This window comes from Streptomyces chartreusis (assembly GCF_008704715.1).
GTDB lineage: Bacteria > Actinomycetota > Actinomycetes > Streptomycetales > Streptomycetaceae > Streptomyces > Streptomyces chartreusis.
The window spans coordinates 3,576,862-3,602,893 of record NZ_CP023689.1 but is presented as its reverse complement, the minus strand read 5'-3'; the positions used below and the strand labels follow the sequence as shown (position 1 = coordinate 3,602,893).

At 71.7% G+C, this 26,032-nt stretch carries 27 protein-coding genes; 19 read left to right on the top strand and 8 right to left on the bottom strand.

All coding sequences use genetic code 11. From position 1 onward, the window contains the following. The first annotated feature begins 7 nt into the window (after positions 1-7). Genes CP983_RS15145 through CP983_RS15130 form a run of 4 tightly spaced genes read left to right on the top strand, consistent with a single transcriptional unit; the run spans position 8 to position 3,934 of the window. The gene (locus CP983_RS15145) at positions 8-931 is read left to right on the top strand and encodes an ABC transporter permease (RefSeq protein WP_150499883.1); all 924 of its coding nucleotides are present in this window, start codon (positions 8-10) and stop codon (positions 929-931) included. Beyond that, positions 924-1,925 carry an ABC transporter permease gene (locus tag CP983_RS15140; RefSeq protein ID WP_107903181.1) on the top strand — a complete coding sequence of 334 codons (1,002 nt, stop codon included), beginning with the start codon at positions 924-926 and terminating at the stop codon, positions 1,923-1,925. The genes CP983_RS15145 and CP983_RS15140 overlap by 8 nt, the downstream gene beginning before the upstream one ends. A gap of 7 nt (positions 1,926-1,932) precedes the next feature. Further along, positions 1,933-2,907, top strand: a complete 975-nt coding sequence (locus CP983_RS15135; protein WP_150499882.1) for an ABC transporter ATP-binding protein — start codon at positions 1,933-1,935, stop codon at positions 2,905-2,907. Then, complete coding sequence (locus CP983_RS15130; RefSeq protein WP_107903179.1) at positions 2,900-3,934, top strand: ABC transporter ATP-binding protein; 1,035 nt, start codon at positions 2,900-2,902, stop codon at positions 3,932-3,934. The genes CP983_RS15135 and CP983_RS15130 overlap by 8 nt, the downstream gene beginning before the upstream one ends. 163 nt (positions 3,935-4,097) lie before the next feature. Here the strand turns inward: CP983_RS15130 and CP983_RS15125 are convergent, their stop codons facing one another. Beyond that, positions 4,098-6,218: a prolyl oligopeptidase family serine peptidase gene (locus tag CP983_RS15125; protein WP_150499881.1), complete on the bottom strand. Its 2,121-nt coding sequence runs from the start codon at positions 6,216-6,218 to the stop codon at positions 4,098-4,100. Between the two features lie 173 nt (positions 6,219-6,391). Here CP983_RS15125 and CP983_RS15120 point away from each other — a divergent pair, with 173 nt between their 5' ends. The 8 genes from CP983_RS15120 to CP983_RS15085 all read left to right on the top strand — a co-directional run bounded on the left by CP983_RS15120 (position 6,392) and on the right by CP983_RS15085 (position 14,100). Continuing rightward, positions 6,392-6,586, top strand: a complete 195-nt coding sequence (locus tag CP983_RS15120; protein ID WP_019755516.1) for a hypothetical protein — start codon at positions 6,392-6,394, stop codon at positions 6,584-6,586. 30 nt (positions 6,587-6,616) lie between these two features. Then, a complete protein-coding gene (gene mshB / locus CP983_RS15115) occupies positions 6,617-7,480 on the top strand; it encodes an N-acetyl-1-D-myo-inositol-2-amino-2-deoxy-alpha-D-glucopyranoside deacetylase (protein WP_150499880.1) in 864 nt (287 codons plus the stop codon). Beyond that, entirely contained in the window at positions 7,477-7,884 is a 408-nt protein-coding gene (locus tag CP983_RS15110; RefSeq protein ID WP_150499879.1) for a DUF6113 family protein, read from the top strand. The genes mshB and CP983_RS15110 overlap by 4 nt, the downstream gene beginning before the upstream one ends. 160 nt (positions 7,885-8,044) lie before the next feature. Further along, positions 8,045-10,513: a hypothetical protein gene (locus tag CP983_RS43975; protein WP_189748870.1), complete on the top strand. Its 2,469-nt coding sequence runs from the start codon at positions 8,045-8,047 to the stop codon at positions 10,511-10,513. 128 nt (positions 10,514-10,641) lie between these two features. Then, the gene (locus tag CP983_RS15100) at positions 10,642-11,574 is read left to right on the top strand and encodes an ABC transporter ATP-binding protein (protein WP_150499878.1); all 933 of its coding nucleotides are present in this window, start codon (positions 10,642-10,644) and stop codon (positions 11,572-11,574) included. Then, positions 11,568-12,326: an ABC transporter permease gene (locus CP983_RS15095; protein WP_107903166.1), complete on the top strand. Its 759-nt coding sequence runs from the start codon at positions 11,568-11,570 to the stop codon at positions 12,324-12,326. The genes CP983_RS15100 and CP983_RS15095 overlap by 7 nt, the downstream gene beginning before the upstream one ends. After that, entirely contained in the window at positions 12,323-13,489 is a 1,167-nt protein-coding gene (locus CP983_RS15090) for a sensor histidine kinase (RefSeq protein WP_150499877.1), read from the top strand. Before CP983_RS15095 ends, CP983_RS15090 begins: the two co-directional genes overlap by 4 nt. Beyond that, positions 13,486-14,100, top strand: coding sequence for a response regulator transcription factor (locus CP983_RS15085; RefSeq protein WP_107903164.1), 615 nt, complete (start codon positions 13,486-13,488; stop codon positions 14,098-14,100). Before CP983_RS15090 ends, CP983_RS15085 begins: the two co-directional genes overlap by 4 nt. Before the next feature lie 25 nt (positions 14,101-14,125). Here CP983_RS15085 and CP983_RS15080 read toward each other — a convergent pair whose 3' ends face one another. Together CP983_RS15080 and CP983_RS15075 are read right to left on the bottom strand one after the other, a co-directional pair. Beyond that, positions 14,126-14,977: a transglutaminase family protein gene (locus CP983_RS15080; RefSeq protein ID WP_107903162.1), complete on the bottom strand. Its 852-nt coding sequence runs from the start codon at positions 14,975-14,977 to the stop codon at positions 14,126-14,128. 39 nt (positions 14,978-15,016) lie between these two features. Further along, positions 15,017-16,009 carry a GNAT family N-acetyltransferase gene (locus tag CP983_RS15075; protein ID WP_107903160.1) on the bottom strand — a complete coding sequence of 331 codons (993 nt, stop codon included), beginning with the start codon at positions 16,007-16,009 and terminating at the stop codon, positions 15,017-15,019. Positions 16,010-16,149: 140 nt separating this feature from the next. On the opposite strand from CP983_RS15075, the gene fdxA reads away from it, so the two are divergent. Continuing rightward, positions 16,150-16,470, top strand: a complete 321-nt coding sequence (gene fdxA / locus CP983_RS15070) for a ferredoxin (protein WP_030961637.1) — start codon at positions 16,150-16,152, stop codon at positions 16,468-16,470. Between the two features lie 144 nt (positions 16,471-16,614). Beyond that, on the top strand, positions 16,615-17,709 hold the full coding sequence (locus tag CP983_RS15065; protein ID WP_150499876.1) for a bifunctional succinyldiaminopimelate transaminase/glutamate-prephenate aminotransferase: 1,095 nt from the start codon (positions 16,615-16,617) through the stop codon (positions 17,707-17,709). Positions 17,710-17,795: 86 nt separating this feature from the next. Here the strand turns inward: CP983_RS15065 and CP983_RS15060 are convergent, their stop codons facing one another. Both CP983_RS15060 and CP983_RS15055 read right to left on the bottom strand, forming a co-directional pair. Beyond that, a complete protein-coding gene (locus CP983_RS15060; RefSeq protein ID WP_150499875.1) occupies positions 17,796-18,293 on the bottom strand; it encodes an ATP-binding protein in 498 nt (165 codons plus the stop codon). Positions 18,294-18,669: 376 nt separating this feature from the next. Beyond that, on the bottom strand, positions 18,670-19,647 hold the full coding sequence (locus CP983_RS15055) for a VldE C-terminal domain-containing protein (RefSeq protein WP_125529310.1): 978 nt from the start codon (positions 19,645-19,647) through the stop codon (positions 18,670-18,672). Between the two features lie 96 nt (positions 19,648-19,743). Between CP983_RS15055 and dapE the strand changes: the two genes are divergently transcribed. Then, entirely contained in the window at positions 19,744-20,823 is a 1,080-nt protein-coding gene (dapE, locus tag CP983_RS15050; RefSeq protein ID WP_150499874.1) for a succinyl-diaminopimelate desuccinylase, read from the top strand. A 116-nt stretch (positions 20,824-20,939) separates the two neighbouring features. Next, positions 20,940-21,731, top strand: a complete 792-nt coding sequence (locus CP983_RS15045; RefSeq protein ID WP_150499873.1) for an LOG family protein — start codon at positions 20,940-20,942, stop codon at positions 21,729-21,731. Between the two features lie 129 nt (positions 21,732-21,860). Here the strand turns inward: CP983_RS15045 and folP are convergent, their stop codons facing one another. Continuing rightward, complete coding sequence (folP, locus tag CP983_RS15040) at positions 21,861-22,721, bottom strand: dihydropteroate synthase (RefSeq protein WP_107903148.1); 861 nt, start codon at positions 22,719-22,721, stop codon at positions 21,861-21,863. Between the two features lie 140 nt (positions 22,722-22,861). Between folP and CP983_RS15035 the strand changes: the two genes are divergently transcribed. Further along, a complete protein-coding gene (locus CP983_RS15035; protein WP_229914883.1) occupies positions 22,862-23,218 on the top strand; it encodes a DivIVA domain-containing protein in 357 nt (118 codons plus the stop codon). Continuing rightward, positions 23,215-23,802, top strand: coding sequence for a DNA-3-methyladenine glycosylase I (locus tag CP983_RS15030; protein WP_107903143.1), 588 nt, complete (start codon positions 23,215-23,217; stop codon positions 23,800-23,802). The genes CP983_RS15035 and CP983_RS15030 overlap by 4 nt, the downstream gene beginning before the upstream one ends. A gap of 66 nt (positions 23,803-23,868) precedes the next feature. Here CP983_RS15030 and chcB read toward each other — a convergent pair whose 3' ends face one another. Then, positions 23,869-24,672 (bottom strand): 2-cyclohexenylcarbonyl CoA isomerase, encoded by an 804-nt coding sequence (gene chcB, locus CP983_RS15025; RefSeq protein ID WP_125529652.1) that lies wholly within the window; start codon positions 24,670-24,672, stop codon positions 23,869-23,871. Between the two features lie 372 nt (positions 24,673-25,044). Here chcB and CP983_RS15020 point away from each other — a divergent pair, with 372 nt between their 5' ends. After that, positions 25,045-25,212 carry a DUF3117 domain-containing protein gene (locus CP983_RS15020; protein WP_003966491.1) on the top strand — a complete coding sequence of 56 codons (168 nt, stop codon included), beginning with the start codon at positions 25,045-25,047 and terminating at the stop codon, positions 25,210-25,212. A 96-nt stretch (positions 25,213-25,308) separates the two neighbouring features. Here CP983_RS15020 and CP983_RS15015 read toward each other — a convergent pair whose 3' ends face one another. Further along, positions 25,309-25,941 carry an O-methyltransferase gene (locus CP983_RS15015; protein ID WP_093747197.1) on the bottom strand — a complete coding sequence of 211 codons (633 nt, stop codon included), beginning with the start codon at positions 25,939-25,941 and terminating at the stop codon, positions 25,309-25,311. Positions 25,942-26,032 lie beyond the last annotated feature (91 nt).

Below are 26,032 nucleotides of genomic sequence, written 5' to 3'. Positions count from 1 at the left end.
GTCCGCCATGGGCGGCTACGTGGTCCGGCGCCTGGTGCAGATGGTCCCGGTGTTCATCGGGGCCACCCTGCTCATCTTCCTCATGGTCAACGTGATGGGCGACCCCGTCGCGGGCCTGTGCGGCGACCGGCAGTGCGACCCGGCGACGGCCGCGCAGCTGAGGAAGGAGTTCGGCCTCGACAAGCCCGTGTGGCAGCAATACCTGACCTACATGGCGAACCTCTTCACGGGCGACTTCGGTACGGCCTTCAACGGCCAGGAGGTCACCGAGCTGATGTCGACGGCCTTCCCCGTCACCATCCGGCTGACCGTCGTGGCGATCGTCTTCCAGGTGGTCATCGGGATCAGCCTGGGCGTCGTCACCGGCCTGCGCCGCGGCCGCCCCGTCGACACCGGCGTCCTCCTGCTCACCCTCGTCGTCATCTCCGTCCCCACCTTCGTCACCGGCCTGCTGCTCCAGCTGCTGCTCGGCGTGGAGTGGGGCTGGATCCGCCCGTCCGTCTCCCCGGACGCCCCCTTCGGCGAGCTGATCGTGCCGGGCCTCGTCCTCGCGTCGGTCTCCCTGGCGTACGTCACCCGGCTGACCCGCACCTCCATCGCGGAGAACCGGACCTCCGACTACGTCCGTACCGCGGTCGCCAAGGGCCTGCCCCGGCGCCGGGTCGTCACCCGGCACCTGCTGCGCAACTCGCTCATCCCCGTGGTCACCTTCATCGGCGCCGACATCGGCTTCCTGATGGGCGGGGCGATCGTCACCGAGCGGATCTTCAACATCCACGGCGTCGGCTACCAGCTCTACCAGGGCATCCTGCGCCAGAACACCCAGACCGTCGTCGGCTTCGTGACGGTCCTCGTCCTCGTCTTCCTCCTGTGCAACCTGGTCGTCGACCTCCTGTACGCCGTACTCGACCCGAGGATCCGCTATGCCTGAGCCGCCGCTGGAGTCCGAGGGAGCCGCCGCGGGGACCGGGGCGGCCATGGCCGCGGTGGCGGGCCTCGCCACGACCGAGGCGGAGATCCTGGAGCAGCGGCCGCCCACCGCCGACGCGCCGGCGGGCGGCGGGCCAGGGGCGGCGGGCAGACCCCGGTCGCTGTGGTCCGACGCCTGGCGGGACCTGCGCCGCAACCCGGTCTTCCTGGTCTCGGCCCTGATCATCGTCTTCCTCGTCGTCATCTCCCTGTGGCCCTCGCTGATCGCCTCCGGCAACCCCCTCAAGTGCGACCTCGCCAGGGCCCAGCAGGGCGCCGGGCCGGGCCATCCCTTCGGCTACGACGGGCAGGGCTGCGACGTCTACACGCGCACGGTCTACGGGGCCCGTACGTCCGTCTCGGTCGGCGTCTGCGCCACGCTCGGGGTCGCCCTCCTCGGCTCGGTCCTCGGCGCGCTCGCCGGCTTCTTCGGCGGCCTGTGGGACTCCGTCCTGTCCCGGATCACCGACGTCTTCTTCGCCATCCCGGTCGTCCTCGGCGGCCTGGTCCTGCTGTCGGTCGTGACCAGCAACAGCGTCTGGCCGGTCATCGGCTTCATCGTGCTGCTCGGCTGGCCGCAGCTCTCCCGCATCGCCCGCGGCGCGGTCATCACCGCCAAGCAGAACGACTACGTCCAGGCCGCCCGCGCCCTGGGCGCCTCGAACTCCCGGATCCTGCTGCGCCACATCGCCCCGAACGCGGTCGCCCCGGTGATCGTGGTCGCGACCATCGCGCTCGGCACGTACATCGCTCTGGAGGCGACCCTGTCCTACCTGGGCGTGGGCCTGAAGCCGCCCAGCGTCTCCTGGGGCATCGACATCTCGGCGGCGTCCCCGTACATCCGCAATGCGCCGCACGCCCTGCTGTGGCCCTCCGGGGCGCTCGCGGTCACCGTCCTGGCGTTCATCATGCTCGGCGACGCCGTGCGCGACGCCCTCGACCCGAAGCTGAGGTGAGCCGCCGATGCTGCTCGAAGTGCGCGACCTGCACGTGGAGTTCCGCACCAGGGACGGGGTCGCCCAGGCCGTCAACGGCGTCAGCTACGGCGTGGACGCGGGCGAGACCCTCGCCGTGCTCGGCGAGTCCGGATCCGGGAAGTCGGTGACCGCGCAGGCCGTGATGGGGATCCTCGACACACCGCCCGGCCGGATCACCGGCGGCGAGATCGTGTTCCAGGGGCGGGACCTGCTGGGGCTGAAGGAGGAGGAGCGGCGCAAGGTCCGCGGCGCCGAGATGGCGATGATCTTCCAGGACGCGCTGTCCTCCCTGAACCCCGTGCTCTCCGTGGGGGAGCAGCTCGGCGAGATGTTCGTCGTGCACCGGGGCATGTCACGCAAGGACGCGCGGGCCAGGGCCGTCGAGCTGATGGACCGCGTGCGCATCCCGGCCGCCAAGGAGCGCGTGAAGCAGTACCCGCACCAGTTCTCCGGCGGCATGCGCCAGCGCATCATGATCGCGATGGCTCTCGCCCTCGAACCGGCGCTCATCATCGCCGACGAGCCGACGACCGCCCTCGACGTCACCGTCCAGGCCCAGGTCATGGATCTGCTGGCGGAGCTGCAGCGCGAGTACGCCATGGCCCTGATCCTCATCACCCACGACCTCGGCGTGGTCGCGGACGTCGCCGACCGGATCGCGGTGATGTACGCGGGCCGGATCGTGGAGTCGGCGCCGGTCCACGACATCTACAAGGCGCCCGCCCACCCGTACACCCGCGGCCTGCTGGACTCCGTCCCGCGCCTGGACCTCAAGGGCCGCGAGCTCTACGCCATCAAGGGCCTGCCGCCCAACCTCATGGACATCCCGCGCGGCTGCGCCTTCCATCCCCGCTGCCCGATGGCCCAGGACGTGTGCCGCACCGACGTGCCCGCCCCGTACGAGGTCTCCGAGGACCGGCGCAGCGCCTGCCACCTGTGGAGGGAGTGCCTGAATGGCTGAGGCGATTCTGGAGGTCCGCGGGCTCGTCAAGCACTATCCGCTCACCCGCGGCGTGCTCTTCAGGAAACAGGTCGGCTCGGTGAAGGCGGTCGACGGCGTCGACCTCACCCTGCACCGCGGCGAGACCCTCGGCGTCGTCGGCGAGTCCGGCTGCGGCAAGTCGACCGTCGCCAGGATGCTGGTCAACCTGGAACGCCCGACCGCCGGCTCCATCAAGTACAAGGGCGAGGACATCACCCGGCTCTCCGGCCGCGCCCTGAAGGCCGTACGGCGCAACATCCAGATGGTCTTCCAGGACCCGTACACCTCCCTCAACCCCCGTATGACGGTGGGCGACATCATCGGGGAGCCGTACGAGATCCACCCCGAGGCGGCGCCCAGGGGCGACCGGCGCCGCAAGGTCCAGGAACTGCTGGACGTGGTCGGCCTCAACCCCGAGTACATCAACCGCTATCCGCACCAGTTCTCCGGCGGCCAGCGCCAGCGCATCGGCATCGCCCGGGGCCTGGCCCTGCGCCCGGAGATCATCGTCGCCGACGAGCCGGTCTCCGCGCTGGACGTCTCCGTGCAGGCCCAGGTCATCAATCTGATGGCCCGCCTCCAGAGCGAGTTCAAGCTCTCCTACGTCTTCATCGCCCACGACCTGTCGATCGTCCGGCACATCTCCGACCGGGTCGGGGTGATGTACCTCGGCCGGATCGTGGAGACCGGCCGGGACACCGAGATCTACGACCGCCCCACGCACCCCTACACCCAGGCGCTGCTCTCCGCGGTGCCCGTGCCCGACCCGGAGGCCAGGGAGCGCCGCGAGCGGATCATCCTCACCGGCGACGTCCCCTCCCCGACGAACGTGCCCTCCGGCTGCCGGTTCCGCACCCGCTGCTGGAAGGCGCAGGACGTGTGCGCCGAGGAGGTGCCGCTGCTCGCGGTGCCGGCGCGGCCGCGGGAGCCGGGCGGTCCCGCGGGGCACGAGTCGGCGTGCCATTTCGCGGAGGAGAAGCAGGTGGTCGCGGCGAAGACGCTGTGACCTGTGCTGTCATAGTCGTGCAAAAGCGCATCAACTGCGTTAACACGCAGGCAACTTGGCCGACCCGATTCCGATATACGGACGCGTCAGGCTGTACAGCGTACGGCCGTGCGGGTGCCGTGAACGGACCGGGGTGCGCCATGTCACCCCGGTCCGTTGCCCGTCACGCGAGGCCGAGCGACCGCCTCAGGAAGTCGAGCTGGAGCAGCAGCAGGTTCTCCGCGACCTCCTCCTGCGGGGTCATGTGGGTCACCCCGGACAGCGGCAGCACCTCGTGCGGGCGGCCGGCGGCCAGCAGGGCCGAGGACAGCCGCAGGGAGTGGGCGACGACCACGTTGTCGTCCGCCAGCCCGTGCACGATCATCATCGGGCGGTGCGGCTCGGCCGGCTCCACCAGGCCCGTGTCGTCGATCAGCGAGTTGCGCCGGTAGACCTCCGGCTGTTCCGCGGGGTGCCCGACGTAGCGCTCCTGGTAGTGGGTGTCGTACAGGCGCAGATCGCTGACCGGGGCGCCGACCACGGCCGCGTGGAAGACGTCCGGGCGGCGCAGCACCGCGAGCCCCGCCAGATAGCCGCCGAAGGACCAGCCCCGGATCGCCACCCGGGTCAGGTCGAGCGGGAACCGCTCGGCGAGCCCCTGCAACGCGTCGATCTGGTCCTGCACCACGATCGCCGCGATGTCGTCCTTGACGGCCTTCTCCCAGGCGGGAGAGCGTCCCGGCGTGCCGCGGCCGTCGGCGACGATCACCGCGAAGCCCTGGTCGGCGAACCACTGCGAGGTCAGATGCGGGTTGTGGGCGGCCACCACCCGCTGGCCGTGCGGTCCCCCGTAGGGATCCAGCAAAACCGGGAGTGGGGTGTCACCGGCGTAGTCCCGAGGCATAAGCACGGCGCACGGGATGCGGCGTGCGCCCCCTGTGGTGAGGGTGATGCGCGGGGACAGACCTGGATCTTCGGCATAGGAGCGGACCAAGCCAATCCGCTTTGTATCCCGCAGCACCTGTACCTCGGCCCCGGGCCGGTCCGGCGTATGGGACACCAGGACCGTCACCCCGCCGGCGCGCACCGCCGCGTGCACGCCGGGCTCCTGCGAGACACGCTCCACGCCGAGCTCGTTCACCCGGTACACATGCACTTCGCCGATCTCCGGCTCGGCCGCCGCCTCGCCCGCCGACGCCGAGATCAGTACGTCGTCGGAGGTGACGTCCAGCACCGCGCGGACGTGCAACTGGGGTCCCGTCAGCGGGCGTTCGCCCACCGTGAGCACCCGCGCCCCGCCCTCGTCGGCGATCCGCACAAGATGCCCGGCAGGACTCCAGCAGGGCACGCCGGGGAAAAGTTCCAGCCATTGTGGATCTTCGTCCGCGTGCACCATCCGGGTCGCCCCCGTCGCCGGGTCCACGGCCAGGAACAGCTGGCTGAGCTGGTCGCGCGCCTGTACGAGCAGCAGCGGCGCCCCCGCCGCTGACCAGTGCACTCGCGCCAGATACGGATAGCGCGCCCGGTCCCAGGAGACCTCCGTGCGGGCCCCGTCCAGCCCGATCGCGAACAGCCGGACCTCCGCGTTCGGTGTGCCCGCCGCCGGATACGCCACCCGCTGCGGTTCCCGCTCCGGACGCGCCGGATCGGAGATCCACCACCGGTGCACCGGCGTGTCGTCCACGCGCGCCACCAGGAGCCGGTCCGACTCGGGGCTCCACCAAAAGCCCCGGTAGCGCGCCATCTCCTCGGCCGCGATGAACTCGGCCAACCCGTAGGTGACCCCGTCCGACTCCGGCTCGGCCAGCGCACGGTCGCCCTCACCCTCGGCGCCCACCACCCGCAGCGCGCCCTGCGCGACATACGCGATGTGCCGTCCGTCGGGGGAGGGGCGCGGGTCGATCACCGGCCCGGGGACCGGGAGTTCACGGGCCGTCCCGGCTTGCAGCTCGGCCGTGAAAAGCCGCCCTGACAAGGCGAAAGACGCCAACTCGACGGCGTTGTCGGTGGCGTGGCCGACGATGCCGGCGCCGCCCTCACGGCTGCGCTCGCGCCGCGCCCGCTCCTCGGGCGAGAGGTCCTCCGAGGCCCCGCCCAGCAGGGCGCGCGGGTCGGCGGCCACGCGCTCCTCGCCGCTCGCCGTGTCGAGCACCCACAGCGAACTCGCCGGGTCCGTACCGGAGGTGGAGCGCAGGAACACGACACGGGAACCGTCGGGCGCCACCGCGAACGCGCGCGGCGCGCCGAGCGTGAACCTCTGGGTGCGGGCGTGCCGTCGGGGGAAGGACACAGGGTCGGTCGTCATGCCCCGACCATATTGGCCAGTGCGCCCCCTTGTGCGGCTGTGCGCCGATCGATGCGCACGTACGGATAGTTATGATCACAACCGCATAGTGGGTATGAACCTGCTGGCTGCTTGATGGATTTATCTGCCCCCATAGTCCGACCCCCGCTTGGGATTCTTGGAGGTGAGCCGCCGTGGCACTCTCGATTTCGGCGGTGGTGCTGCTGGCGATCATCGTCTTCCTTCTGATCAAGAAATCAGGACTGAAGGCCGGACATGCGGTGGTGTGCATGCTGCTGGGCTTCTACCTGGCGTCCTCGACCGTCGCTCCGACCATCAGTGAGCTGACGACGAACATCGCGGGCATGATCGGAAGCATCAAGTTCTGAGTGAACCGGCCGCCTCGTAGGGTGGGGGCCATGACGGAACTCCCCGACCGGCGTCTTCTCCTGGTGCACGCGCACCCGGACGACGAGTCGATCAACAACGGCGCGACCATGGCCAGGTACGCGGCCGAGGGTGTCAGGGTCACCCTGGTGACCTGCACCCTCGGTGAGCACGGCGAGGTCATTCCCCCGGAGCTCCGGCACCTCACCGGTACCGAGCTGGGCGAACACCGCCTCGGCGAGCTCACCGCGGCGATGCGCGAACTCGGCGTCGAGGACTTCCGTCTCCTCGGCGGCAGGGGCCGTTACGAGGACTCCGGGATGATGGGCATCGCCGACAACGACGACCCCGCGAGCCTGTGGCAGGCGGACGTCGACACGGCCGCCCGCGAGCTGGTCGAGGTCATCCTGGAGGTACGCCCCCAGGTCCTGGTCACCTACGACCCCGACGGCGGCTACGGACACCCCGACCACATCCAGACCCACCGCATCGCCATGCGCGCGGCCGAGCTGGCCGTGGACACCGGGTGGGAGATCCCCAAGGTCTACTGGAACCGGGTCCCGCGCACCGCCGCCGACGAGGCGTTCGCCCGGCTTCAGGCGGATCTGCCCGGTCTGCCCTTCGGCAAGGCCGCCACCGTCGCCGACGTACCGGGAGTCGTCGCCGACGACCGGATCACCACCGTGATCGACGGCACCGCCCACGCCGCGGCCAAGGCCGCCGCGATGCGCGCGCACGCCACCCAGATCGAGGTGGCCGAGCCGTACTTCGTGCTGTCCAACGAACTCGCGCAGCCGCTGTTCACCACCGAGTACTACGAGTTGGTGCGCGGCGAGCCGGGGTCGCGGCCCGAGTCCGACCTGTTCGCCGGTCTCACCGCCCCGGAGGCGTCATGAGCTCGATGCTCGCCCAGCCGATCAAGCTGAAGCGGCCCTCCGCCCTGCGGGTCCTCGCCTATGTCGCCCTCTTCGTGCTCGGCGGGGTGGTCGGCGTGGCCGGCGCCCTGGTGCAGCCCGCGTGGTTCCCGGGCGGTCTGCTGCTCGCCATCGCCGGCGAGGCCGGACTGCTGCTGGGCGCCGGCCGGGCGATGGGCAGCCGCGCCGGGGCCGTCGCGCCGGCCGGCGGCTGGATGATCTCCGTCATCCTGCTGACCGCCAGCCGTCCGGAGGGCGACTTCCTGTTCGGAACAGGAGTCTCCTCCTATCTCTTCCTGCTCGGCGGCATGGCCATTGCTGTGATCTGCGCCACCCTCGCTCCCGTACGGCAACCGGGTGGCGACGGCGTCCGACTTGGCAATTGACGTACCACTTCTCCACGACGTACTCGTGCGAGTCCCGTGTGGGTTTCCCAGGCGGTCGTGGGATACGCGCCAGGGGTGGCCAGTATGGTGGTGCGCGCCGCCGAGCCGACCGCAGCAATGAGGTCGAAACGGGCGGTGGAGCCAACCGGGAGAACCTGCCTTGAGTCGTGAAACTGACAGTCCGTCCTCCGGGCCCAACGGGCGCGGGGGTGCCGCGTACCCCTCGGGCACGCCGCCGTACGGGATCCCCATGGTTTCCGACAGCGCTGCGGACGAGGGCCGTTCGGCCGCGAAGCCGGAGGAACGCAAGACCGAGACGACGCTGACGACCCGGATCCGGATCAACATCCCCGGATCGCGGCCCATTCCGCCGGTCGTCGTCCGAAAGCCCGTCCCAGAAGCCGGGAATCCGGGCGAAACCGCCGAGACCCAGGCGCCGCCGCCGGCGGCCGCCACGGGTGGCGTCGAGCCGCCGGCCGACCCCGCTCCACCGGCGGGGGAGAAGACGAGCGACTGGTTCGCACCGCGCAAGTCCTCCGGCGGCAAGGGCGGTCAGGGCGGCCCGGCCACCAACGGCGCAGGTCTGCCCGGCGGTTCGGGCCCCGGTGCGGGCGGTCCCGCCGGTGCCGGTCCGGCCACCGGTCCCGGGCGGCCCGGCGGTGTCGTCGGCTCGATGAACGCGCCCGGCGGCCCCCGACCCGGCAGCGGGAACGGCGCACGGCCGGACGGCGGCTCCCGTCCCGGCGGCGCGGGGCTCCCCGGGGCGACCGGCGGACCCGTGGCTCCCGGCCACGGCGGCGGCACCGGCTCCTTCGACGTCACCGAGGCACTGGCGGCGGGCCCGCTGGGCAACGGCAACGGCGCCCGCCCCGGCGGCGAGGCGCGCCGCGACGACCTGCCGTACTTCGCGGAGAACGGAACCGACGCCCAGAACGGGCAGAACGGCCAGAACGGCTTCGGCGGCCAGGGCGCGCAGAGCGGCCCCAACGGCCCCGGCGGCTACGCCGCCCAGGGCGGCCCGGCCGGCTTCGACCCGGCCGCCGACTTCAACGCCCCGGGCGACTTCGGTGGCTCCAGCGACTTCAACGGCCCGAACGGCCGTGGCGGCCGAGGCGGCCCGCAGGGTCCCGCCGGCCCCACGTCCGGCCCCGTCACTGGCGACGGACCGGCGGTGCCGCCGGTCGCGGGCGGCGGACCGGGCGGCCGCAGCGGACCCGGCGGCCGCGGCCCGGGCAGTCGCGGTCCGGTGGGACCGGGCGGTCCCGGCGCTCCGGGCGGTGCCGGCATCCCCGGCATCAACGTCGGCCCGGCAGGCCCCGCAGGCCCCGGCGCCCCCGGCCCGAACGGACCCGGCCCGAACGGACCCGGCCCGAACGGACCCGGCCCGAACGGTCCCGGCGCCGCCTTCAACGCCCCGGGCCACGGCCCCGGCGCCGGTATGAGCGACGACACCGCGATCCTCACGCCGCAGAAGCCGGCCCCCGAGCCCGGCGGCCCGAACTACGGCGTCGCCGACAACGTCTCCGGCCACACCGTCACCAGCGGCATCCCGATCGTGCCCGGCGGCGCCCAGAGCGGCGGCCCCTTCGGGCCGGGCGGCACGGACACGTCGTCCGGGCCGCACACGCCCCCGAAGCTCCCCGAGCCGTCCTCGTCGAGCTCCTCGTCCTCCCGCGCGCCGAAGAAGAAGGGCCGCAACAAGCGGGCCCTGATCGTCGGCGGCGTGGTCGTCCTCGCGGGCGGCCTGTACGGCGCGGGCTTGCTGATGAACCACACCGACGTGCCCAAGGGCACCACCGTGCTCGGTGTCGACATCGGCGGCGGCACCCGCGACGACGCGGTCCGCAAGCTCAACGACGCCTTCGACGAGCGGGTCAACAAGCCGCTGAAGCTGTCCGTGGGCGGCAGGACCGTGGCCCTGCAGCCGGACCAGGCGGGGCTCCAGTTCGACATGCAGCAGACGGTCAGCACGGCCGCGAGCAGCGACTACAACCCGATCTCCGTGATCGGCTCCCTCTTCGGCAACCAGCGGGTCGTCGACCCGGTCATGCCGACCGACGAGGAGAAGCTGCACGCCGCCCTGGAGGACGCCTCCGGCGGCTCCGGCTCGGTGACCGAGGGCTCGGTCTCCTTCAAGACCGGCAAGGCGGTCGCCGTGTACGGCAAGGCCGGCCAGGGCATCGACGTCGCCGGGTCGACCACGGCGGTCGAGGAGGCGTACCGCACCCAGGTGGAGACCGGCGCGTCCGCCCCGGTGAAGGTGGCGACCACCGCCAAGCAGCCGACGGTCACCAAGGCCGAGGTCGACCGGTTCATGAAGGAGTTCGCCGAGCCGGCGATGGCCGAAAAGGTCACGGTCCAGACGGACGCCGCACACAGCATCCCGTTCGGCTCCCTGTCGCTGCCGAAGATCCTCGGCGTCAAGGCGGTCAACGGCAAGCTCGTGGACACCTACGACCTCAAGGCGCTCCAGGCGGCCTACGGCGCCACCTTCGACGGCGTGCAGATCAACGGCGCGAGCGGCAAGCGCGACGTCCTTCCGCAGGATGTCGCCTCCGCCCTGCGCAAGGCGCTGCGCGGCAAGACGGCCGCGGAGCGCACCGTCACCATCGACACCGACCCGAGCTAGCGCAGCCGTTCGGACGAGGGGGCACCCGGCACACGCCGGGTGCCCCCTCGTCGTATGACATCTGTCATCCGGCAGTCAGGATCGCCGACACTGCCGGGCCGGGCGCCCCTGCGGCCAGTCTTGGGCACATGACAACGACAGCGTTGAACACGACGACTGAGGTGGTCGGATTCGACCGGGTGAGCAAGAGCTACGGGAGCGTCCGGGCCGTCGACGGGCTGACGCTCGCGCTGCACCCGGGGGAGACCGTGGCCCTGCTGGGCCCGAACGGGGCCGGCAAGTCGACCACGCTCGACCTGCTGCTCGGCCTCAGGCAGCCCGACAGCGGCACGGTGCGGATCTTCGGCACCGGCCCGCGCGAGGCCATCGTCGCCGGGCGGGTGGGCGCCATGCTCCAGAGCGGCGGGCTGATGGACGAGGTCACCGTCGCCGAACTGGTGCGGCTCGCCTGCGATCTGCACCCGAGGCCGTACAAGGTCTCCGACGTGCTGGCCCGCGCGGGTGTCTCGAAGATCGCCGACCGCAAGGTCGACAAGCTCTCCGGCGGCCAGGCCCAGCGCGTGCGCTTCGCCCTGGCGACCGCCGGCGACAGCGACCTGATCGTCCTGGACGAGCCGACGACCGGCATGGACGTCACCACCCGCCACGCCTTCTGGGCCACCATGCGCGAGCAGGCCGACCAGGGCCGGACCGTCCTGTTCGCCACGCACTACCTGGAGGAGGCCGACGCCATAGCCGACCGTGTGCTCGTCCTGCACCGGGGACGGCTGCTGGCGGACGGCACGGCGGCCGAGATCAAGGCGAAGGCGGGGGCGCGGCGCGTCTCCTTCGACCTGCACGACACGGACATCGACGAGAGCGCGCTGCGGGCCCTGCCCTTCCTGACGTACCTCGACGTGTCAGGCCACACCGTCCGCATCCAGTCCGCCGACGCCGACGCCACCGTCCACGCGCTCTACGGCCTCGGCCTGTACCCCCGCAACCTCGAAGTCGCCGGGCTCGGCCTGGAGCAGGCGTTCGTCGCCATCACGGAGGCCGAGGAGGCCCGCACCTCATGCTGAGTATTTTTGCTTCGCGGGGCCTGATCAAGCTCGAACTCACCCGCGCCCTGCGCAACCGCAAGTTCCTGTTCTTCTCCGTGCTCTACCCGTCGCTGCTGTTCCTGCTCATCGCGGGCAGTGCCGACAGCACCACGAAGATCGACGGCACGGGCCTGACGCTGCCGACCTACATGATGGTGTCCATGGCGTCCTTCGGCGCCCTCACCGCCGTCCTGATGGGCAACAGCGAGCGCATCGCCAAGGAGCGGGAGGGCGGCTGGGTACGGCAGCTGCGGCTCACGACACTGCCCGGGCACGGTTACGTCCTCGCGAAGACGGCCGGCTCCGCCGTGGTCAGCCTGCCGTCGATCGTGGTCGTCTTCGTCGTCGCGGCGGCCGTGAAGGACGTACGCCTGGATGCCTGGCAGTGGCTCGCCCTGACCGGCGCGATCTGGGCCGGCAGCCTCGTCTTCGCCGCGCTGGGCGTCGCCCTCGGTTACCTCGCGAGCGGGGACGCGGTCCGCCCGATCACGATGATCACCTACTTCGGTCTCTCCATCCTCGGCGGCCTGTGGATGCCGACCACGTCCTTCCCGGGCTGGCTCCAGGACATCGCCGAGTGGGTGCCCACACACGCGTACGCTGCCCTCGGGCAGGCGATCGAACAGAGCCGGGCGCCGCACGCGAAGGACCTCGTCGTCCTCGTCGTCTCCTTCGCCCTGTTCACGGGCGGTGCGGCCTGGCTGTACCGGAAGGACACGTTGAAGGCGTGAGCGGCACGGGAGTCGGCATCGGGCAGCGCCCGGAGAATCGCAAGCAACGGTTCGTCAAGCTCCTGTGGACCGGCATCTGGCTGGTCTACCTGAGCGCACCGGCCACCGACCTGCTGCACGGCGGCCACAGCACGGGCGTGCGGATCCTCGGCTGGATCGGCCTCGCGGCGTTCGTCACCTGGTACATGCTGCTGCTGTTCCGCACCGGCCGCGGCGAACGCAACAGCGTCGTCCTCGCCTCGCTCGGCGTCCTCGCCGCCCAGTCCACGCTCCTGGCCCTCACTCTGGGCCGGGAGTGGCTGGTGCTGTTCGTGTACGTCTCGATCGCGTCCGGCGCGGCCCTGCCGCTGCGCATGGCCCGCTGGACGATCCCGGGCGCGTCCGCGCTGATGACCCTGATCGCGTTCGCGACACCGGGAGGCAAGGAGTTCCTGGCCGGACTGCTGATCCCGGCCCTGCTGGGCGGCTTCGCCATGACCGGCGTGCGCGAACTCATCCGCACCACGGTCGCGTTGCGGGAGGCCCGTGCCACGGTCGCCCAGCTGGCCGCCAACGAGGAACGCCTGCGCCTGGCCCGCGACCTGCACGACCTGCTCGGCCACTCCCTGTCCCTGATCACCATCAAGAGCGAGCTGGCGGGCCGCATGCTCCCGGGCCAGCCCGACAAGGCGGCCCAGCAGGTCGCCGACATCGAACAGGTCAGCCGGCAGGCCCTGGTCGACGTCCGCGAGGCCGTCTCGGGCTACCGCCGCCCCCGCCTGGCCGCCGAACTGGCGGGCGCCAGCGTCGCCCTGACGGCCGCGGAGGTGACGGCCGAGCTCCCCGCGGAGCCCGACCTCACCGGCGTCCCCGAGGACAGCGAGACGGCTCTGGCCTGGGCGTTGCGCGAGGCGGTCACCAACGTCGTACGGCACAGCGGCGCCCGGCGCTGCACGGTCGAGCTGCTGCGCCGCCAGACCCTCGACGGCCTCGTCCTGGAACTCTCCGTCGAGGACGACGGCTCCGGCGACGGGGGCGGCGGCCCCGGCCACGGACTGACGGGCCTCACGGAACGCCTCACCAAGGCAGGCGGCACCCTGGAGGCGGGCGGCACCCGGCACGGCTTCCGTCTCACGGCCCGCGTCCCGGTGCCGGCTTCGGCGCACGTAGGATCCGCGACATGAGCCCCACGATCAAGGTCCTCCTCGCCGAGGACCAGTCGATGGTCCGCGAGGCCCTGGCCGCCCTGCTCGGCCTGGAGGACGACATCGAGGTCGTCGTCCAGGTGGCCCGCGGCGACGAGGTCCTGGCGGCGGCCCGTGAGCACGCCGTGGACGTGGCGCTCCTGGACATCGAGATGCCCGGCGCGACGGGGATAGAGGCGGCGGCGCTCCTGCACCAGGAGCTGCCGTCCGTGAAGCTGGTCGTCCTCACGACCTTCGGCCGCCCCGGCTACCTGCGCAGCGCGATGGAGTCGGGTGCCGACGCCTTCCTGGTCAAGGACGCTCCCGCGGCCCAACTCGCCGAAGCGGTACGCAAGGTGCTGGCGGGGGAGCGGGTCATCGACCCCACCCTGGCGGCAGCGGCCCTCGCGGAGGGCGCCAACCCCCTGACGGACCGCGAACGAGAGGTCCTGCGAGCAGCGGAGGACGGCTCCACCAACGCCGAACTCGCAGCGACCCTGCACCTCTCCCAGGGCACGGTCCGCAACTACCTGTCCACAGCGATCCAGAAACTGGCGGTCCGCAACAGGGCGGAGGCGGTCCGGATCGCGAGGGAGAAGGGCTGGCTGTAACGCCCTGCTTTTACGGGCGCGGGGCCTAGTTCAACATCGCCCGAGCGGCCCGTGCCTCCCCCCGTACCCGCTCCGCCGCCCCCTCATCAACCTCACAGATCAACTCCGCGTACTCCTCCAACTCCACGGCCCCCGCGACGAAGTCCCCCCGCTGGACGAGCAACTGCGCCCGCTCGAACCGCAACCGTGCCGGATGCGACGGCAGCGACAGGGACAACTCCAGCGCCCACAGGGCGACATCCGTGCGCTCGGGCCGGGCCGCCGCCCACGCCCGTACGTTGTTCAGGATCCGCTGCACCACCTCCAGCGGATCGGCCGGCGTCAGCATCGACGGCTGCAACGGCGCCCCCGTGGCCCCCGCCACCAGCAGATCCGCGTCGCCGCCCGTCAGCACCCGCCCCCCGTCGAAGGGATCGGCGAGCACCTGATCGTCGGCGGGCCCGAACCCCACCACGAAATGGCCGGGCAGAGCGACCCCGTACACGGGCGCCCCCGCCCGCCGGGCCACCTCCAGCCACACCACCGACAGCAGGATCGGCAGCCCGCGCCGCCGCCGCAGCACCTCGTGCAGCAACGACGACTCCAGCCGCTGGTAGTCCGCCGCGCAGCCGCGGAACCCGTACCGCTCCCCGAGCAACTCCCGCAGCGCGACGGCCCACGCCCGCGGCCCGCCGGGCCGGTACGGCAGCTGCCCGGCGAGCTCGTCCAGCGCGACCTGCGCGGAGTCCATCCCGGCCTCGTCCAGCGCGCCGTCGGCCTCCGCTCCCACCAGCAGACACAGCGTGGACAGGTCAGGCCGCTCGGACCGGGCCTCTTCGGCGAACCGCCGCCGCAGCTCGGCGGAACGTTCGGGGGTCGGGGGGTACAGGGGACGCATAGCTGGCTCGTGCCCTTTCACGGCGATCGGTACCGCTGCTCACACTGATCGATAGTGGTGGTACGCGTGATGCGCGGCGAATCCCATGCCGGCGTACAGCCCTCGCGCGCCCGCGTTGTCCGCCTCGACCTGCAGCCACGCCGCCGACGCACCCTCCTCCAGGGCCCGCCGGGCCAGCGCGGCCATCACCCGGGTGGCCAGTCCCCGCCGCCGCAGCGCCGGGTCCACCTCCACGGCGGCGAAACCGGCCCACCGCCCGTCCACGACACACCGCCCGATGGCGGCGGGCGCACCACCGCCCTCGCCCGGGACCGTCGCGAACCACACAGAAGGTCCGCTGCCCAGCACCTTCAGGGCCACCTCGCTCACCCCCTTGCGCTGATACCGCGTAAGCCAAGCGTCGTCCGCCTCCCGGGACAGCACCACTCCGGCGCCCTCGTCCCGGTCCGCGACCGGCGCCAGCGCCCCGATCCACAGCTCCGCGGTGACCTCACGGGTCCACCCCAGCCGCTCCAGCTCCGCGCACAACAGCTCCTGCGTGCCCTCGGCCCCGGTCGCGGTCTGGACGTACGCGGGGAGCCCGCGCTCGCCGTACCAGCGCCGTACGGCGTCCAGCGCGGCCGGCAGCGGCAGGCCGGGGTCGCCGAGCGGCAGTGCCGAGTTGGCGCGGCGGGTGAACCCGGCGGCTGCACGCAGCTCCCACTCGCCGAGCCGCTCGCTCTCCACGGGCCGCCACGCGCGTGCGGAGACGCGGGCGAGTTCCTCGTAGGAGGCGGCGGGGCCGCGCCGGCGGGCCGGAGCGGGCGGCACCACCTTGCCCGCGACCAGTGACGCTTCCGGAATGTGGACGGTCTCGCCACTCTTCCGTGTGATCAGCAGCACACCGTCGTCCCATGATGCGAGAACACCCACCGTGTCGGTGAACTTCTCACCCTCGGTCGCAGGATCGTGTCGGCGGCGTACGGAGACCCGTTTGCCCACGTCAGCAGCGGTGATTCGGACCTCAAGGCGCCCCGTCGCAGATATTTCCACAGGTCACTTCACCCCTCCTGTTCGGATCATGCCCAAGAACGGAGATACTAGGGGCGGGCATCGACGACGCCGCGCTCCCGCGCGCCAGGCGGCGGAGCCTGAAGAGGCCCGCCAGCGCCCTATCGAGGAGGAACGACAGCGTGACCTACGTCATCGCGCAGCCTTGTGTCGACGTCAAGGACAAGGCGTGCATCGAGGAGTGCCCGGTCGACTGCATCTACGAGGGCTCCCGGTCCTTGTACATCCACCCGGACGAATGCGTCGACTGCGGAGCCTGTGAGCCGGTGTGCCCGGTCGAGGCGATCTTCTACGAGGACGACACTCCGGAGGAGTGGAAGGACTACTACAAGGCGAACGTCGAGTTCTTCGACGAGCTCGGCTCCCCCGGCGGCGCCAGCAAGCTGGGCCTGATCGAGCGCGACCACCCCTTCATCGCCGCGCTGCCGCCGCAGGCCGAGTAATCCTCACGGCGACCCGCACAGCGTGCCGCCTCGGTCCCGTACGGCCTGATCGCCTTGATCACCGTACGGGACCGAGGCGTTGCCGTATCCGGCCGTACCGGTGACACCGGCAGTACCGGCAGTACCAGAAAGTGAGCCAGATCCGTGTCCGCAGTCTCCGACCGCCTTCCGACCTTTCCCTGGGACAAGCTGGAGCCGTACAAGAAGACGGCCGCCGCGCATCCGGACGGGATCGTCGACCTCTCCGTCGGCACGCCGGTCGACCCGGTCCCCGAGCTGATCCAGAAGGCGCTGATCGACGCCGCGGACTCCCCGGGCTATCCGACGGTCTGGGGCACCCCGGCGCTGCGCGACGCGATCACGGGCTGGGTTGAGCGCCGCCTGGGCGCCCGTGGGGTCACCCATCGGCACGTCCTGCCGATCGTCGGCTCCAAGGAACTGGTCGCCTGGCTCCCCACCCAGCTGGGTCTCGGCCCCGGCGACCGGGTGGCGTACCCGCGGCTGGCCTACCCGACGTACGAGGTGGGCGCCCGGCTCGCCCGCGCCGAGTACGAGGTGTACGACGACCCGACCGAGCTGGACCCGCGCGGTCTGAAGCTGCTCTGGCTGAACTCGCCGTCCAACCCCACCGGCAAGGTCCTCTCCGGGCAGGAGCTGACCCGGATCGTCGCCTGGGCCCGTGAGCACGGCGTCCTGATCTTCTCCGACGAGTGCTACCTGGAGCTGGGCTGGGAGGCGGACCCGGTCTCGGTCCTGCACCCGGACGTCAACGGCGGCTCCTACGACGGCATCGTCGCGGTGCACTCCCTGTCGAAGCGGTCGAACCTGGCGGGCTACCGGGCGGCGTTCCTGGCCGGCGACCCGGCGGTCCTCGGCCCGCTCCTGGAGATCCGCAAGCACGGCGGCATGATGACGTCGGCCCCGACCCAGGCGGCGGTCGTCGCGGCCCTCGGCGACGACGAGCACGTCCGCGTCCAGCGCGACCGCTACGCCGCCCGCCGCACGGCCCTGCGCGGGGCGCTCGAGGCCCACGGCTTCCGCATCGAGCACAGCGAGGCCAGCCTCTACCTCTGGGCCACCCGCGACGAGTCCTGCTGGGCCACCGTCGCCCACCTGGCCGAACTCGGCGTCCTGGTGGCCCCCGGCGACTTCTACGGCGAGGCCGGCGCCCGCCACGTACGAGTGGCGTTCACGGCGACGGACGCCCGAGTGGAGGCGGCGGTACGCCGCCTGGCGTGATCACCCCGCGGATGCAGGAACGCAAAAGCCGACGGGGCCAGGGAACTCCCTGAACCCCGTCGGCTCAAGCCAGGCGCAGCCGATCGTCAGCCGACGGGAAGGCCCTGCACCGGCAGCGAGCCGGTCGCGGGCAGGCCGCCCTGCGTGGCCGAACCCGCCGCGTCACCGAGGACGGCACCGACCGACCCGGCCACGCCACCAGCGGTCTGCTGCGCGGCCGCGGCACGCTCCTTGGCGACCTTGCCGCCGGTCTTCGTCACCTTGCCACCGGCCTTCTTCGCGGCCGGTACCGCCTTCTTCGCGGCCTTGCCGCCGCTCTTGGTCACCTTGTCGCCGGTCTTGGCCGCGGTCGGGAGCGCCTTGTCGACCGCCGTGTCGACGGCCCCGCCCGCGAGCCCGGCGGCGTTCTGGGTGGCGCCGTCGACGACAGTCGTGCCGTCCAGGGCGGTCAGGCCACCGACCTGGGGGGCCTCGGGCAGTCCGGGGGCCGCGCTGGCGGAGCCGGCCGCACCGACCCCGGCAGCCGCCCCCGCAGCGACGAGCAGCGCGGCACGGGCGATCCGGCGGGTCAGGGGGAGGGACATGATGCTCCTTCGACGGGTCTGTCGGATGAGAACGATGAAGTGTCCGACCTTGCCCGGCAGTTGAGCCGACTGGGCGGCGGCGACTGACGGTGGACCGACTGGCTGTTGATCTCCGGGCTCGGACGCAGTGACTACCGCTCGAAGCCCGCGAAGGTTGCGGCGCGCCAATGTAAAGAGTTGGCAATGCGTCGCATTATCGCCTGCGGATAAAAACGGGCAAAGCGCGTCCCGTCCGAAAGCCCGGGGAATCCTTACAGCCCTTTGTTCTCAAGGCTTTTGACGGATTCCGAAGGAGCCGCGCGAAAACCTGCCCACACCGTCGCCGCCCGACACCTCGACCAACCCGTCGGAGTGAGTCGTCGAACCTCCGCGCGTACTACGGAGCAGTGACGATCCGGACCGGGCCCGCACCGCTCCCGGCCTCCGCGGCACCCGCCCCGGTGATCGCGCGCCACTGGCTGTCGGTGTTCCCGGCGGTCCACTGCCGACCGCCGTACGACACCCGCTTGATATGCAGATCCGAGGCGTTGGCCACGGCCCAGTGCGCCAGCTGCCAGCCACGCTCGCGTGCACGGCGCCCGGCGCCGGAGCCCTCGTCGGCCGGCACCGGCAGCAGCACGGTCCGGTCGTCCTGCTTGATCACGGACGGCGTCGGCGAGGGCGCCGCCTTCTCGCCGCTCACCTCGGCCGCGGCCGGCTGGAGCGCGTCGCGCCCGAAGTCCCGCAGCAGCGCGTCCCGTACGGAGTCCGCACCCGCGGCCCGGGCGGTTCCCGGACGGCCCTCGCAGGTCAGCGTGGCCGCCGAACGGCCCGTGAGGGCGGCGGCGAGCAGCGTCGCGTCCGGCTCGTGCTTGGCGTACGCCTCCGGGAAGCCGCTGCGCTGGACGCGCTGGGCGGCGACGGTGAGCGGCAGCCGCGTGTAGTCGGGGACCTTGACCAGGTGCTCGTAGAACTCGCCCGCCGAGTAGACCGGGTCGAGGATCTCCTCCTCCGTGCCCCAGCCCATCGACGGCCGCTGCTGGAACAGGCCGAGCGAGTCGCGGTCGCCGTGGCCGATGTTGCGCAGCCCCGACTCCTGGAGCGCGGTGGCCAGCGCGATCGTGACGGCCCGCTCGGGCAGCCCGCGGCCGGTGCCGACGGCGGCGATCGTCGCCGCGTTCACCGCCTGCTCGGGCGTGAACTCGTAACCGGCGCCGTCCCCCTTGCCCGACACGACGTCGCAGCCCGGTGTCCCCGTGCCCCCGGTGACGTACTGCACCGCGAGGTAGCCCGCCACGGCGAGCAGAACCATGAAGGCCGCTCCGCGACGGAGAAGACGGCCACGACGTTTGCGAGTGGGTGACAGCTCTGGCACGTCGTACAAGGTAGCTGAGGTTACTGAGGGGTACCGGCGCAGTCGAAAATCTGTGGGAAAAGTGGGGCGACGCCACGGCGCGTTAGGGTCGGCACCATGGCCGACACCTCCCTTGACCTCACGCTGGACGCCGCGAAGCTCACCGCGCAGCTCGTAGACTTCCCCTCCGTCAGCGGCACGGAGAAGCCCCTGGCCGACGCCATCGAGACCGCCCTGCGCGCCCTGCCGCACCTGACGGTCGAGCGGTACGGCAACAACGTCGTGGCGCGCACGCATCTGGGCCGGCCGGAGCGCGTGATCCTCGCCGGTCACATCGACACCGTGCCGATCGCGGACAACGTCCCCTCTCGGCTGGACGAGGACGGCGTCCTGTGGGGCTGCGGCACCTGCGACATGAAGTCCGGTGTCGCGGTCCAGCTCCGCATCGCCGAGACGGTCGTGGCCCCGAACCGCGACCTGACCTTCGTCTTCTACGACAACGAAGAGGTGACCGCCGAACTCAACGGCCTCAAGCACATCGCCGAGAACCGCCCGCAGTGGCTGGAGGGCGACTTCGCGGTGCTGCTGGAGCCGTCGGACGGCGAGGTCGAGGGCGGCTGCCAGGGCACGCTCAGGGTCCTGCTCAGGACCAAGGGCGAGCGCGCCCACTCCGCGCGTGGCTGGATGGGCTCGAACGCGATCCACGCCGCGTCCCCGATCCTGGCGCGCCTCGCCTCGTACGAGCCCCGGTACCCGGTGATCGACGGCCTGGAGTACCGCGAGGGCCTGAACGCGGTCGGCATCTCGGGCGGCGTGGCGGGCAACGTCATTCCCGACGAGTGCATTGTGACCGTCAACTTCCGCTACGCCCCGGACCGCACCGAGGAGGAGGCAGTCGCCCATGTCCGCGAGGTCTTCGCCGACTGCGGCGTCGAGGAGTTCGTGGTGGACGACCACAGCGGCGGCGCGCTGCCGGGGCTGTCCCACCCGGCGGCGGCTGCGTTCATGAAGGCGGTCGGAGGCACCGCGCGGCCCAAGTACGGCTGGACGGACGTCTCCCGCTTCTCGTCCCTCGGCATCCCGGCGGTGAACTACGGCCCCGGCAATCCGCACTTGGCCCACAAGCGGGATGAACGGGTGGAAACCGCGAAGATCCTGGCGGGCGAGGAGCGGCTGAGGGCGTGGCTCACGGCGTAGCCGTCGGGGTACACGGGGGCGTGGAGCGGGGCGCGGACCTCGGGATCGCCGGGACGGCGCTCCATGGCGGACACGCTCGCGTCCCCCGTCCGTAACCCGCGTGGATCTACGCTGAGGTGGAAAGACCTGGCAAGCGGAGGGAGCGCTATAATGCTACCGGCAACCCCGAGGGCAAGAAGCAGCCACCGGAGGAGCAGCGCCTGGGACCGGTCCTGAGGCGGCGAGACCAGGTGACCGCGAGCACCACGGACCAGCGGCTGCTGGACGCGGGAGGCCCGTCGGACTGGGTCCACACCGACCCCTGGCGCGTCCTGCGCATCCAGTCGGAGTTCATCGAGGGCTTCGGCACGCTCGCCGAACTCCCGCCCGCCATCAGCGTCTTCGGCTCGGCGCGCACACCCGTGGACTCGCCCGAGTACGACGCCGGCGTCCGCCTCGGCCGCGGCCTGGTCGAGGCCGGCTGGGCCGTGATCACGGGCGGCGGACCCGGCGCCATGGAGGCGGCGAACAAGGGTGCGCTGGAGGCGAAGGGCATCTCGGTCGGCCTCGGCATCGAGCTCCCCTTCGAGCAGGGGCTCAACCCGTACGTCGACATCGGCCTGAACTTCCGGTACTTCTTCGTCCGCAAGATGATGTTCGTCAAGTACGCCCAGGGCTTCGTGGTCCTGCCCGGCGGCCTCGGCACCCTCGACGAACTCTTCGAGGCACTCACCCTCGTCCAGACCCAGAAGGTCACCCGCTTCCCGATCGTCCTGTTCGGCAGCGCCTACTGGGGCGGCCTGGTCGACTGGCTCACGAACACACTGATCGCCCAGGGCAAGGCGTCGGAGAAGGACCTGCTCCTGTTCCACGTCACGGACGACGTGGACGAGGCGGTCGCACTGGTGTCGAAGGAGGCCGCGCGCTAGCGGTACCCAGCCCGCCGGGCGGGTTCTTTCAGCCCGTCCGGCGTTTGAGGACGAGGCCGTTCGGGCCGAAGCGGGGGTCCGGGGGCGCAGCCCCCAGGGACGGGTAGGGGCGGCGGGGGCGAAAAGGCGTTACGCCAGCCCCCGCCGGGCCACCGCGGGCGGACGGTGGCCCGCGATCGACGCCACCATGTCCAGCACCTGCCGGGTCTCCGCCACCTCGTGGACCCGGTACACCTGCGCGCCCAGCCACGCCGACACCGCGGTCGTCGCCAGCGTCCCGACCACCCGCTCCTTGACGGGCTTGTCCAGGGTCTCGCCCACGAAGTCCTTGTTGGACAGGGAGACCAGCACCGGCCAGCCCGTCTCCACCATCTCCCCGAGCCGCCGGGTCGCCTCCAGGCTGTGCCGGGTGTTCTTCCCGAAGTCGTGCCCGGGATCGATCATGATCGACTCCCGCGGCACCCCCAGCTCCAGCGCCCGCTCGGCCAGTCCCACGGTCACCCGCAGCACGTCGGCCATGATGTCGTCGTACGTCACCCGGTGCGGCCGCGTCCGGGGCTCCGCGCCCCCGGCATGCGTGCAGACCAGCCCCACGCCGTAGCGCGCGGCGACCTCCGCGAGCCCGGGGTCCACGCCGCCCCACGCGTCGTTCAGCACATCGGCACCGGCCTCGCAGACCGCGGCGCCCACCTCGGCCCGCCAGGTGTCCACGCTGATCACGACGTCCGGGAAGCGCCGCCGCACCTCGGCCACGAACCCGACCGTGCGCCGCGCCTCCTCCTCGGCGGTCACCTCTTCGCCCGGCCCCGCCTTGACCCCGCCGATGTCGATGATCGCGGCCCCCTCGGCGACCGCCTGCTCCACGCGCGCGAGGGCCGGCTCGTCGCGGAACGTCGCCCCCTGGTCGTAGAAGGAGTCCGGGGTCCGGTTCACGATCGCCATGATCACCGGCTCGTGCGCGTCGAACTCACGCCTGCCCAGCCTGAGCATCCCCTGTGACCTCTCCCTGAGTGTCCTGGTACGTCCTGGCCTTTCGGCCGCCTGAGACCCTAACTGTCAGAGTCGCATGGCACGATCGGACCCTGACACACTCGACCGCACGCATTCACCGGACCGTGGGGGCCACAGCGATGCTTATGTTCCTGTTCCTGGTCGTCGCGCTGGCCGTCGTGGTCGCCGCGGTGACCCTCGCCGTGGTGGGCGGCGGCGAGGGCGGCGGCCCGCTGCCGGAGGCCGCGCCGGAGCGCCTCCAGGACCCGCTGCCCCCGGACCGCCCGATCGGCCGCGGCGACATCGACAGCCTCCGCTTCCCGCTCTCCGCCCGCGGCTACCGCATGGCCGACGTCGACGACGCCCTCAGCCGCCTCGGCGCCGAGCTCGCCGAGCGCGACGCCCGCATCGCCGACCTGGAGTCCGCCCTGGCCGGCGCCCGGACCTCGCCCGGCCACATCTCCATGGACAAGCCCGCCCCGGAGGACCAGCAGTGAGCGACGGTACGGCGGTGGCGGGCCCGGACGGCGCCCTGCGCTGCCCCTGGGCCCTGTCCACCCCGGACTACGTGACGTACCACGACGAGGAGTGGGGCCGCCCGGTCCACGGGGACGACGCCCTTTTCGAACGCCTCAGCCTGGAGGCCTTCCAGTCGGGCCTGTCCTGGATCACGATCCTGCGCCGGCGTGAGGGCTTCCGCGCCGCTTTCGCGGGCTTCGAGATCGCCAAGGTCGCGACCTTCACGGACGCGGACAAGGATCGCCTCCTCGCGGATGCCGGCATCATCCGCAACCGGGCGAAGATCGAGGCGACCATGGCCAACGCACGCGCGCTGGCCGAGTGGACCCCCGGCGACCTGGACGACCTGATCTGGTCCCACGCCCCCGACCCGGCCGCCCGCCCGGCCCCGAAGACCCTGGCGGACGTCCCGGCGGTCACGCCCGAGTCGACGGCCCTGTCGAAGGCGTTGAAGAAGCGGGGCCTGCGCTTCGTGGGACCGACGACGGCGTACGCCCTGATGCAGGCGTGCGGTCTGGTCGACGATCACTTGCAGGCTTGCGTGGCCAGGAGCGCCCCGTAAGGGGCGCGGGGAACTGCGCGATCAACCACGACGAACCCGCAGTCCCCGACGGCGCCCGCCCCGAACTCATCGGCCCAGATACTTCGGCTTCTCCTTGTTGACGAAGGCCTGCACCGCGATCGCGTGGTCCTCCGAGGACCCGGCCCGCGTCTGCAGCTCGTCCTCCTTCTCCAAGGTCTCCTCCAGCGAGTGCGACAGCCCGAAGGCCACGGCCTCCTTGATCGCGCTGTACGCCACCGTCGGCCCCTCGGCCAGGGCCCGCGCCACCTTCTCGGCTTCCGCGCGCAGCTCACCCGCGGGCACCAGCCGGTTCGCGATGCCCAGCTCGTACGCCTCCTGCGCCTTGATGTTCCGCGGGAAGAGCAGCAGGTCGGCGGCGCGGCCCGGGCCGACCACCCGCGGCAGCGTCCACGAGATGCCGGAGTCCGCGGTCAGCGCCACCCCGGCGAACGACGTGTTGAACGCGGCCGTGTCGGCCACGACCCGGTAGTCCGCGGCCAGCGCGAACCCGAAGCCCGCCCCCGCCGCGACCCCGTTCACCCCGGCCACCACCGGCTTCGGCATGCCGGCAAGCGCCCGCACGATCGGGTTGTAGTGCTCCCGGACGGTGCTCATGGTGTGCCCCGACCCGGTCTCCCGGTCGGAGATCAGCAGCCCGATGTGCTCCTTCAGGTCCTGACCCACGCAGAACGCCCGCTCCCCGGCGGCGGTCAGCAGCACGGCCCGTACGGCGTCGTCGCCCGCCGCGGCCTGGACCGCCTCCCGCAGGGCGACCTTGGCCGCGACGTTCAGCGCGTTCATCGCCTCGGGGCGGTTCAGCGTGATCGTCGCGAGTCCGTCGCTCACCTCGTAGAGCACGGTGTCGGCCATGGCGTATCCCCTCCGGTGTGCGGTTCGGTCGTACCAGTCGGTACGCGAATGTCTGAGGACAGCATGGCGGAGATCACGGACGACGGCTCTGACCGGACGTGTGACCTGCGTCAAAGAAATTGTGTCTGGTTCTGTGCGGCCGAAGTGCGTGCGGTGGCGCAGTATCGCAGTCACATCGCCGAATTGAGTGGTTTTGCTCGCGTGCGTTGCCCAAGCGATGCCGACTGATGTTGGTCATCGGGTCCTGAGATGCGGGATAATGGCTTGGAAGCAATGTGTTCGATGCCGGTGTCGCGAGTCTTGCCAGACGCGCGTGCCCTCCATGGGGCCGTCGGCTTTGACGATGAGCTGGTTTCAGGAAGGGGAACGAGCATGGCGGCCATGAAGCCGCGGACGGGCGATGGCCCGCTCGAGGTGACCAAGGAGGGGCGGGGCATCGTCATGCGCGTTCCGCTCGAAGGCGGCGGTCGGCTCGTCGTCGAGCTGACCCCTGACGAGGCCGACGCGCTCGGCGACGCCCTCAAGAAGGTCGTCGGCTGACGCGGCAGCGACCCTACCCTTTCGGCGGCCCCGGCATCGCACATGGTGCCGGGGTTGCTGCGTCCACGGAGCCGGCCGGTCCGCGGAGCCGGGTGCTCAGCGCTTGACCGCGCACAGCAGCCCGTCACCCACCGGCAGCAAAGAGGGCACCAGGTCCTGGCTCTCGCGCACGGCCCGCAGCAGCTCCCGGATGCGTATGACCTCGGTGGGCTGCGGGCCCGAGTCGACGGTGCGGCCGTTGGTGAAGACGCCCTCGAAGACGACCAGGCCACCCGGACGCAGCAGGCGCAACGATTCAGCGAGATAGTCGAGGAACTCCAGCCGGTCGCCGTCGCAGAAGACGAGGTCGTACCCGGCGTCCGCGAGGCGCGGCAGGACGTCCAGCGCGCGGCCCGGGATGAAACGGGCGCGGTTGCTGGCGAAGCCGGAGGCGCGGAAGGCCTGGCGGGCGAACTGCTGGTGCTCCGGCTCGGGGTCGACGGTGGTCAGGACACCGTCCGGGCGCATGCCGTGCAGGAGGTGGATCCCGGAGACGCCGGTACCGGTGCCGATCTCCGCGACCGCCTTGGCGTCCACGGTGGCGGCGAGCATCCGCAGCGCGGCGCCCGTGCCGGGCGACACCGAGCGCAGCCCCGCCTCACGGGCCCGGTCCCGGGCCCAGCGCAGGACGTCGTCCTCGGCGACGTAGGCGTCGGCGAACGCCCAGCTCGTCTGCCGGTTGCCGGTAATGGCCCTCTCCTGTCCCCGTGGTTGCCTGGGCGTGACTGTATCCGTTGCGGCCGGGAACCCGCAGATGGGACCGCGCGTTTAGAGGGGTGGG

Bases quoted from the DNA above. Each gene is read 5' to 3' on its own strand.
- CP983_RS15145 (WP_150499883.1), top strand. From the start codon at position 8: ATGGGCGGCTACGTGGTCCGGCGCCTGGTGCAGATGGTCCCGGTGTTC.
- CP983_RS15140 (WP_107903181.1), top strand. From the start codon at position 924: ATGCCTGAGCCGCCGCTGGAGTCCGAGGGAGCCGCCGCGGGGACCGGG.
- CP983_RS15135 (WP_150499882.1), top strand. From the start codon at position 1,933: ATGCTGCTCGAAGTGCGCGACCTGCACGTGGAGTTCCGCACCAGGGAC.
- CP983_RS15130 (WP_107903179.1), top strand. From the start codon at position 2,900: ATGGCTGAGGCGATTCTGGAGGTCCGCGGGCTCGTCAAGCACTATCCG.
- CP983_RS15125 (WP_150499881.1), bottom strand. From the start codon at position 6,218: ATGACGACCGACCCTGTGTCCTTCCCCCGACGGCACGCCCGCACCCAG.
- mshB (WP_150499880.1), top strand. From the start codon at position 6,617: ATGACGGAACTCCCCGACCGGCGTCTTCTCCTGGTGCACGCGCACCCG.
- CP983_RS15110 (WP_150499879.1), top strand. From the start codon at position 7,477: ATGAGCTCGATGCTCGCCCAGCCGATCAAGCTGAAGCGGCCCTCCGCC.
- CP983_RS15100 (WP_150499878.1), top strand. From the start codon at position 10,642: ATGACAACGACAGCGTTGAACACGACGACTGAGGTGGTCGGATTCGAC.
- CP983_RS15095 (WP_107903166.1), top strand. From the start codon at position 11,568: ATGCTGAGTATTTTTGCTTCGCGGGGCCTGATCAAGCTCGAACTCACC.
- CP983_RS15085 (WP_107903164.1), top strand. From the start codon at position 13,486: ATGAGCCCCACGATCAAGGTCCTCCTCGCCGAGGACCAGTCGATGGTC.
- CP983_RS15080 (WP_107903162.1), bottom strand. From the start codon at position 14,977: ATGCGTCCCCTGTACCCCCCGACCCCCGAACGTTCCGCCGAGCTGCGG.
- CP983_RS15060 (WP_150499875.1), bottom strand. From the start codon at position 18,293: ATGTCCCTCCCCCTGACCCGCCGGATCGCCCGTGCCGCGCTGCTCGTC.
- dapE (WP_150499874.1), top strand. From the start codon at position 19,744: ATGGCCGACACCTCCCTTGACCTCACGCTGGACGCCGCGAAGCTCACC.
- folP (WP_107903148.1), bottom strand. From the start codon at position 22,721: ATGCTCAGGCTGGGCAGGCGTGAGTTCGACGCGCACGAGCCGGTGATC.
- CP983_RS15035 (WP_229914883.1), top strand. From the start codon at position 22,862: ATGCTTATGTTCCTGTTCCTGGTCGTCGCGCTGGCCGTCGTGGTCGCC.
- chcB (WP_125529652.1), bottom strand. From the start codon at position 24,672: ATGGCCGACACCGTGCTCTACGAGGTGAGCGACGGACTCGCGACGATC.
- CP983_RS15020 (WP_003966491.1), top strand. From the start codon at position 25,045: ATGGCGGCCATGAAGCCGCGGACGGGCGATGGCCCGCTCGAGGTGACC.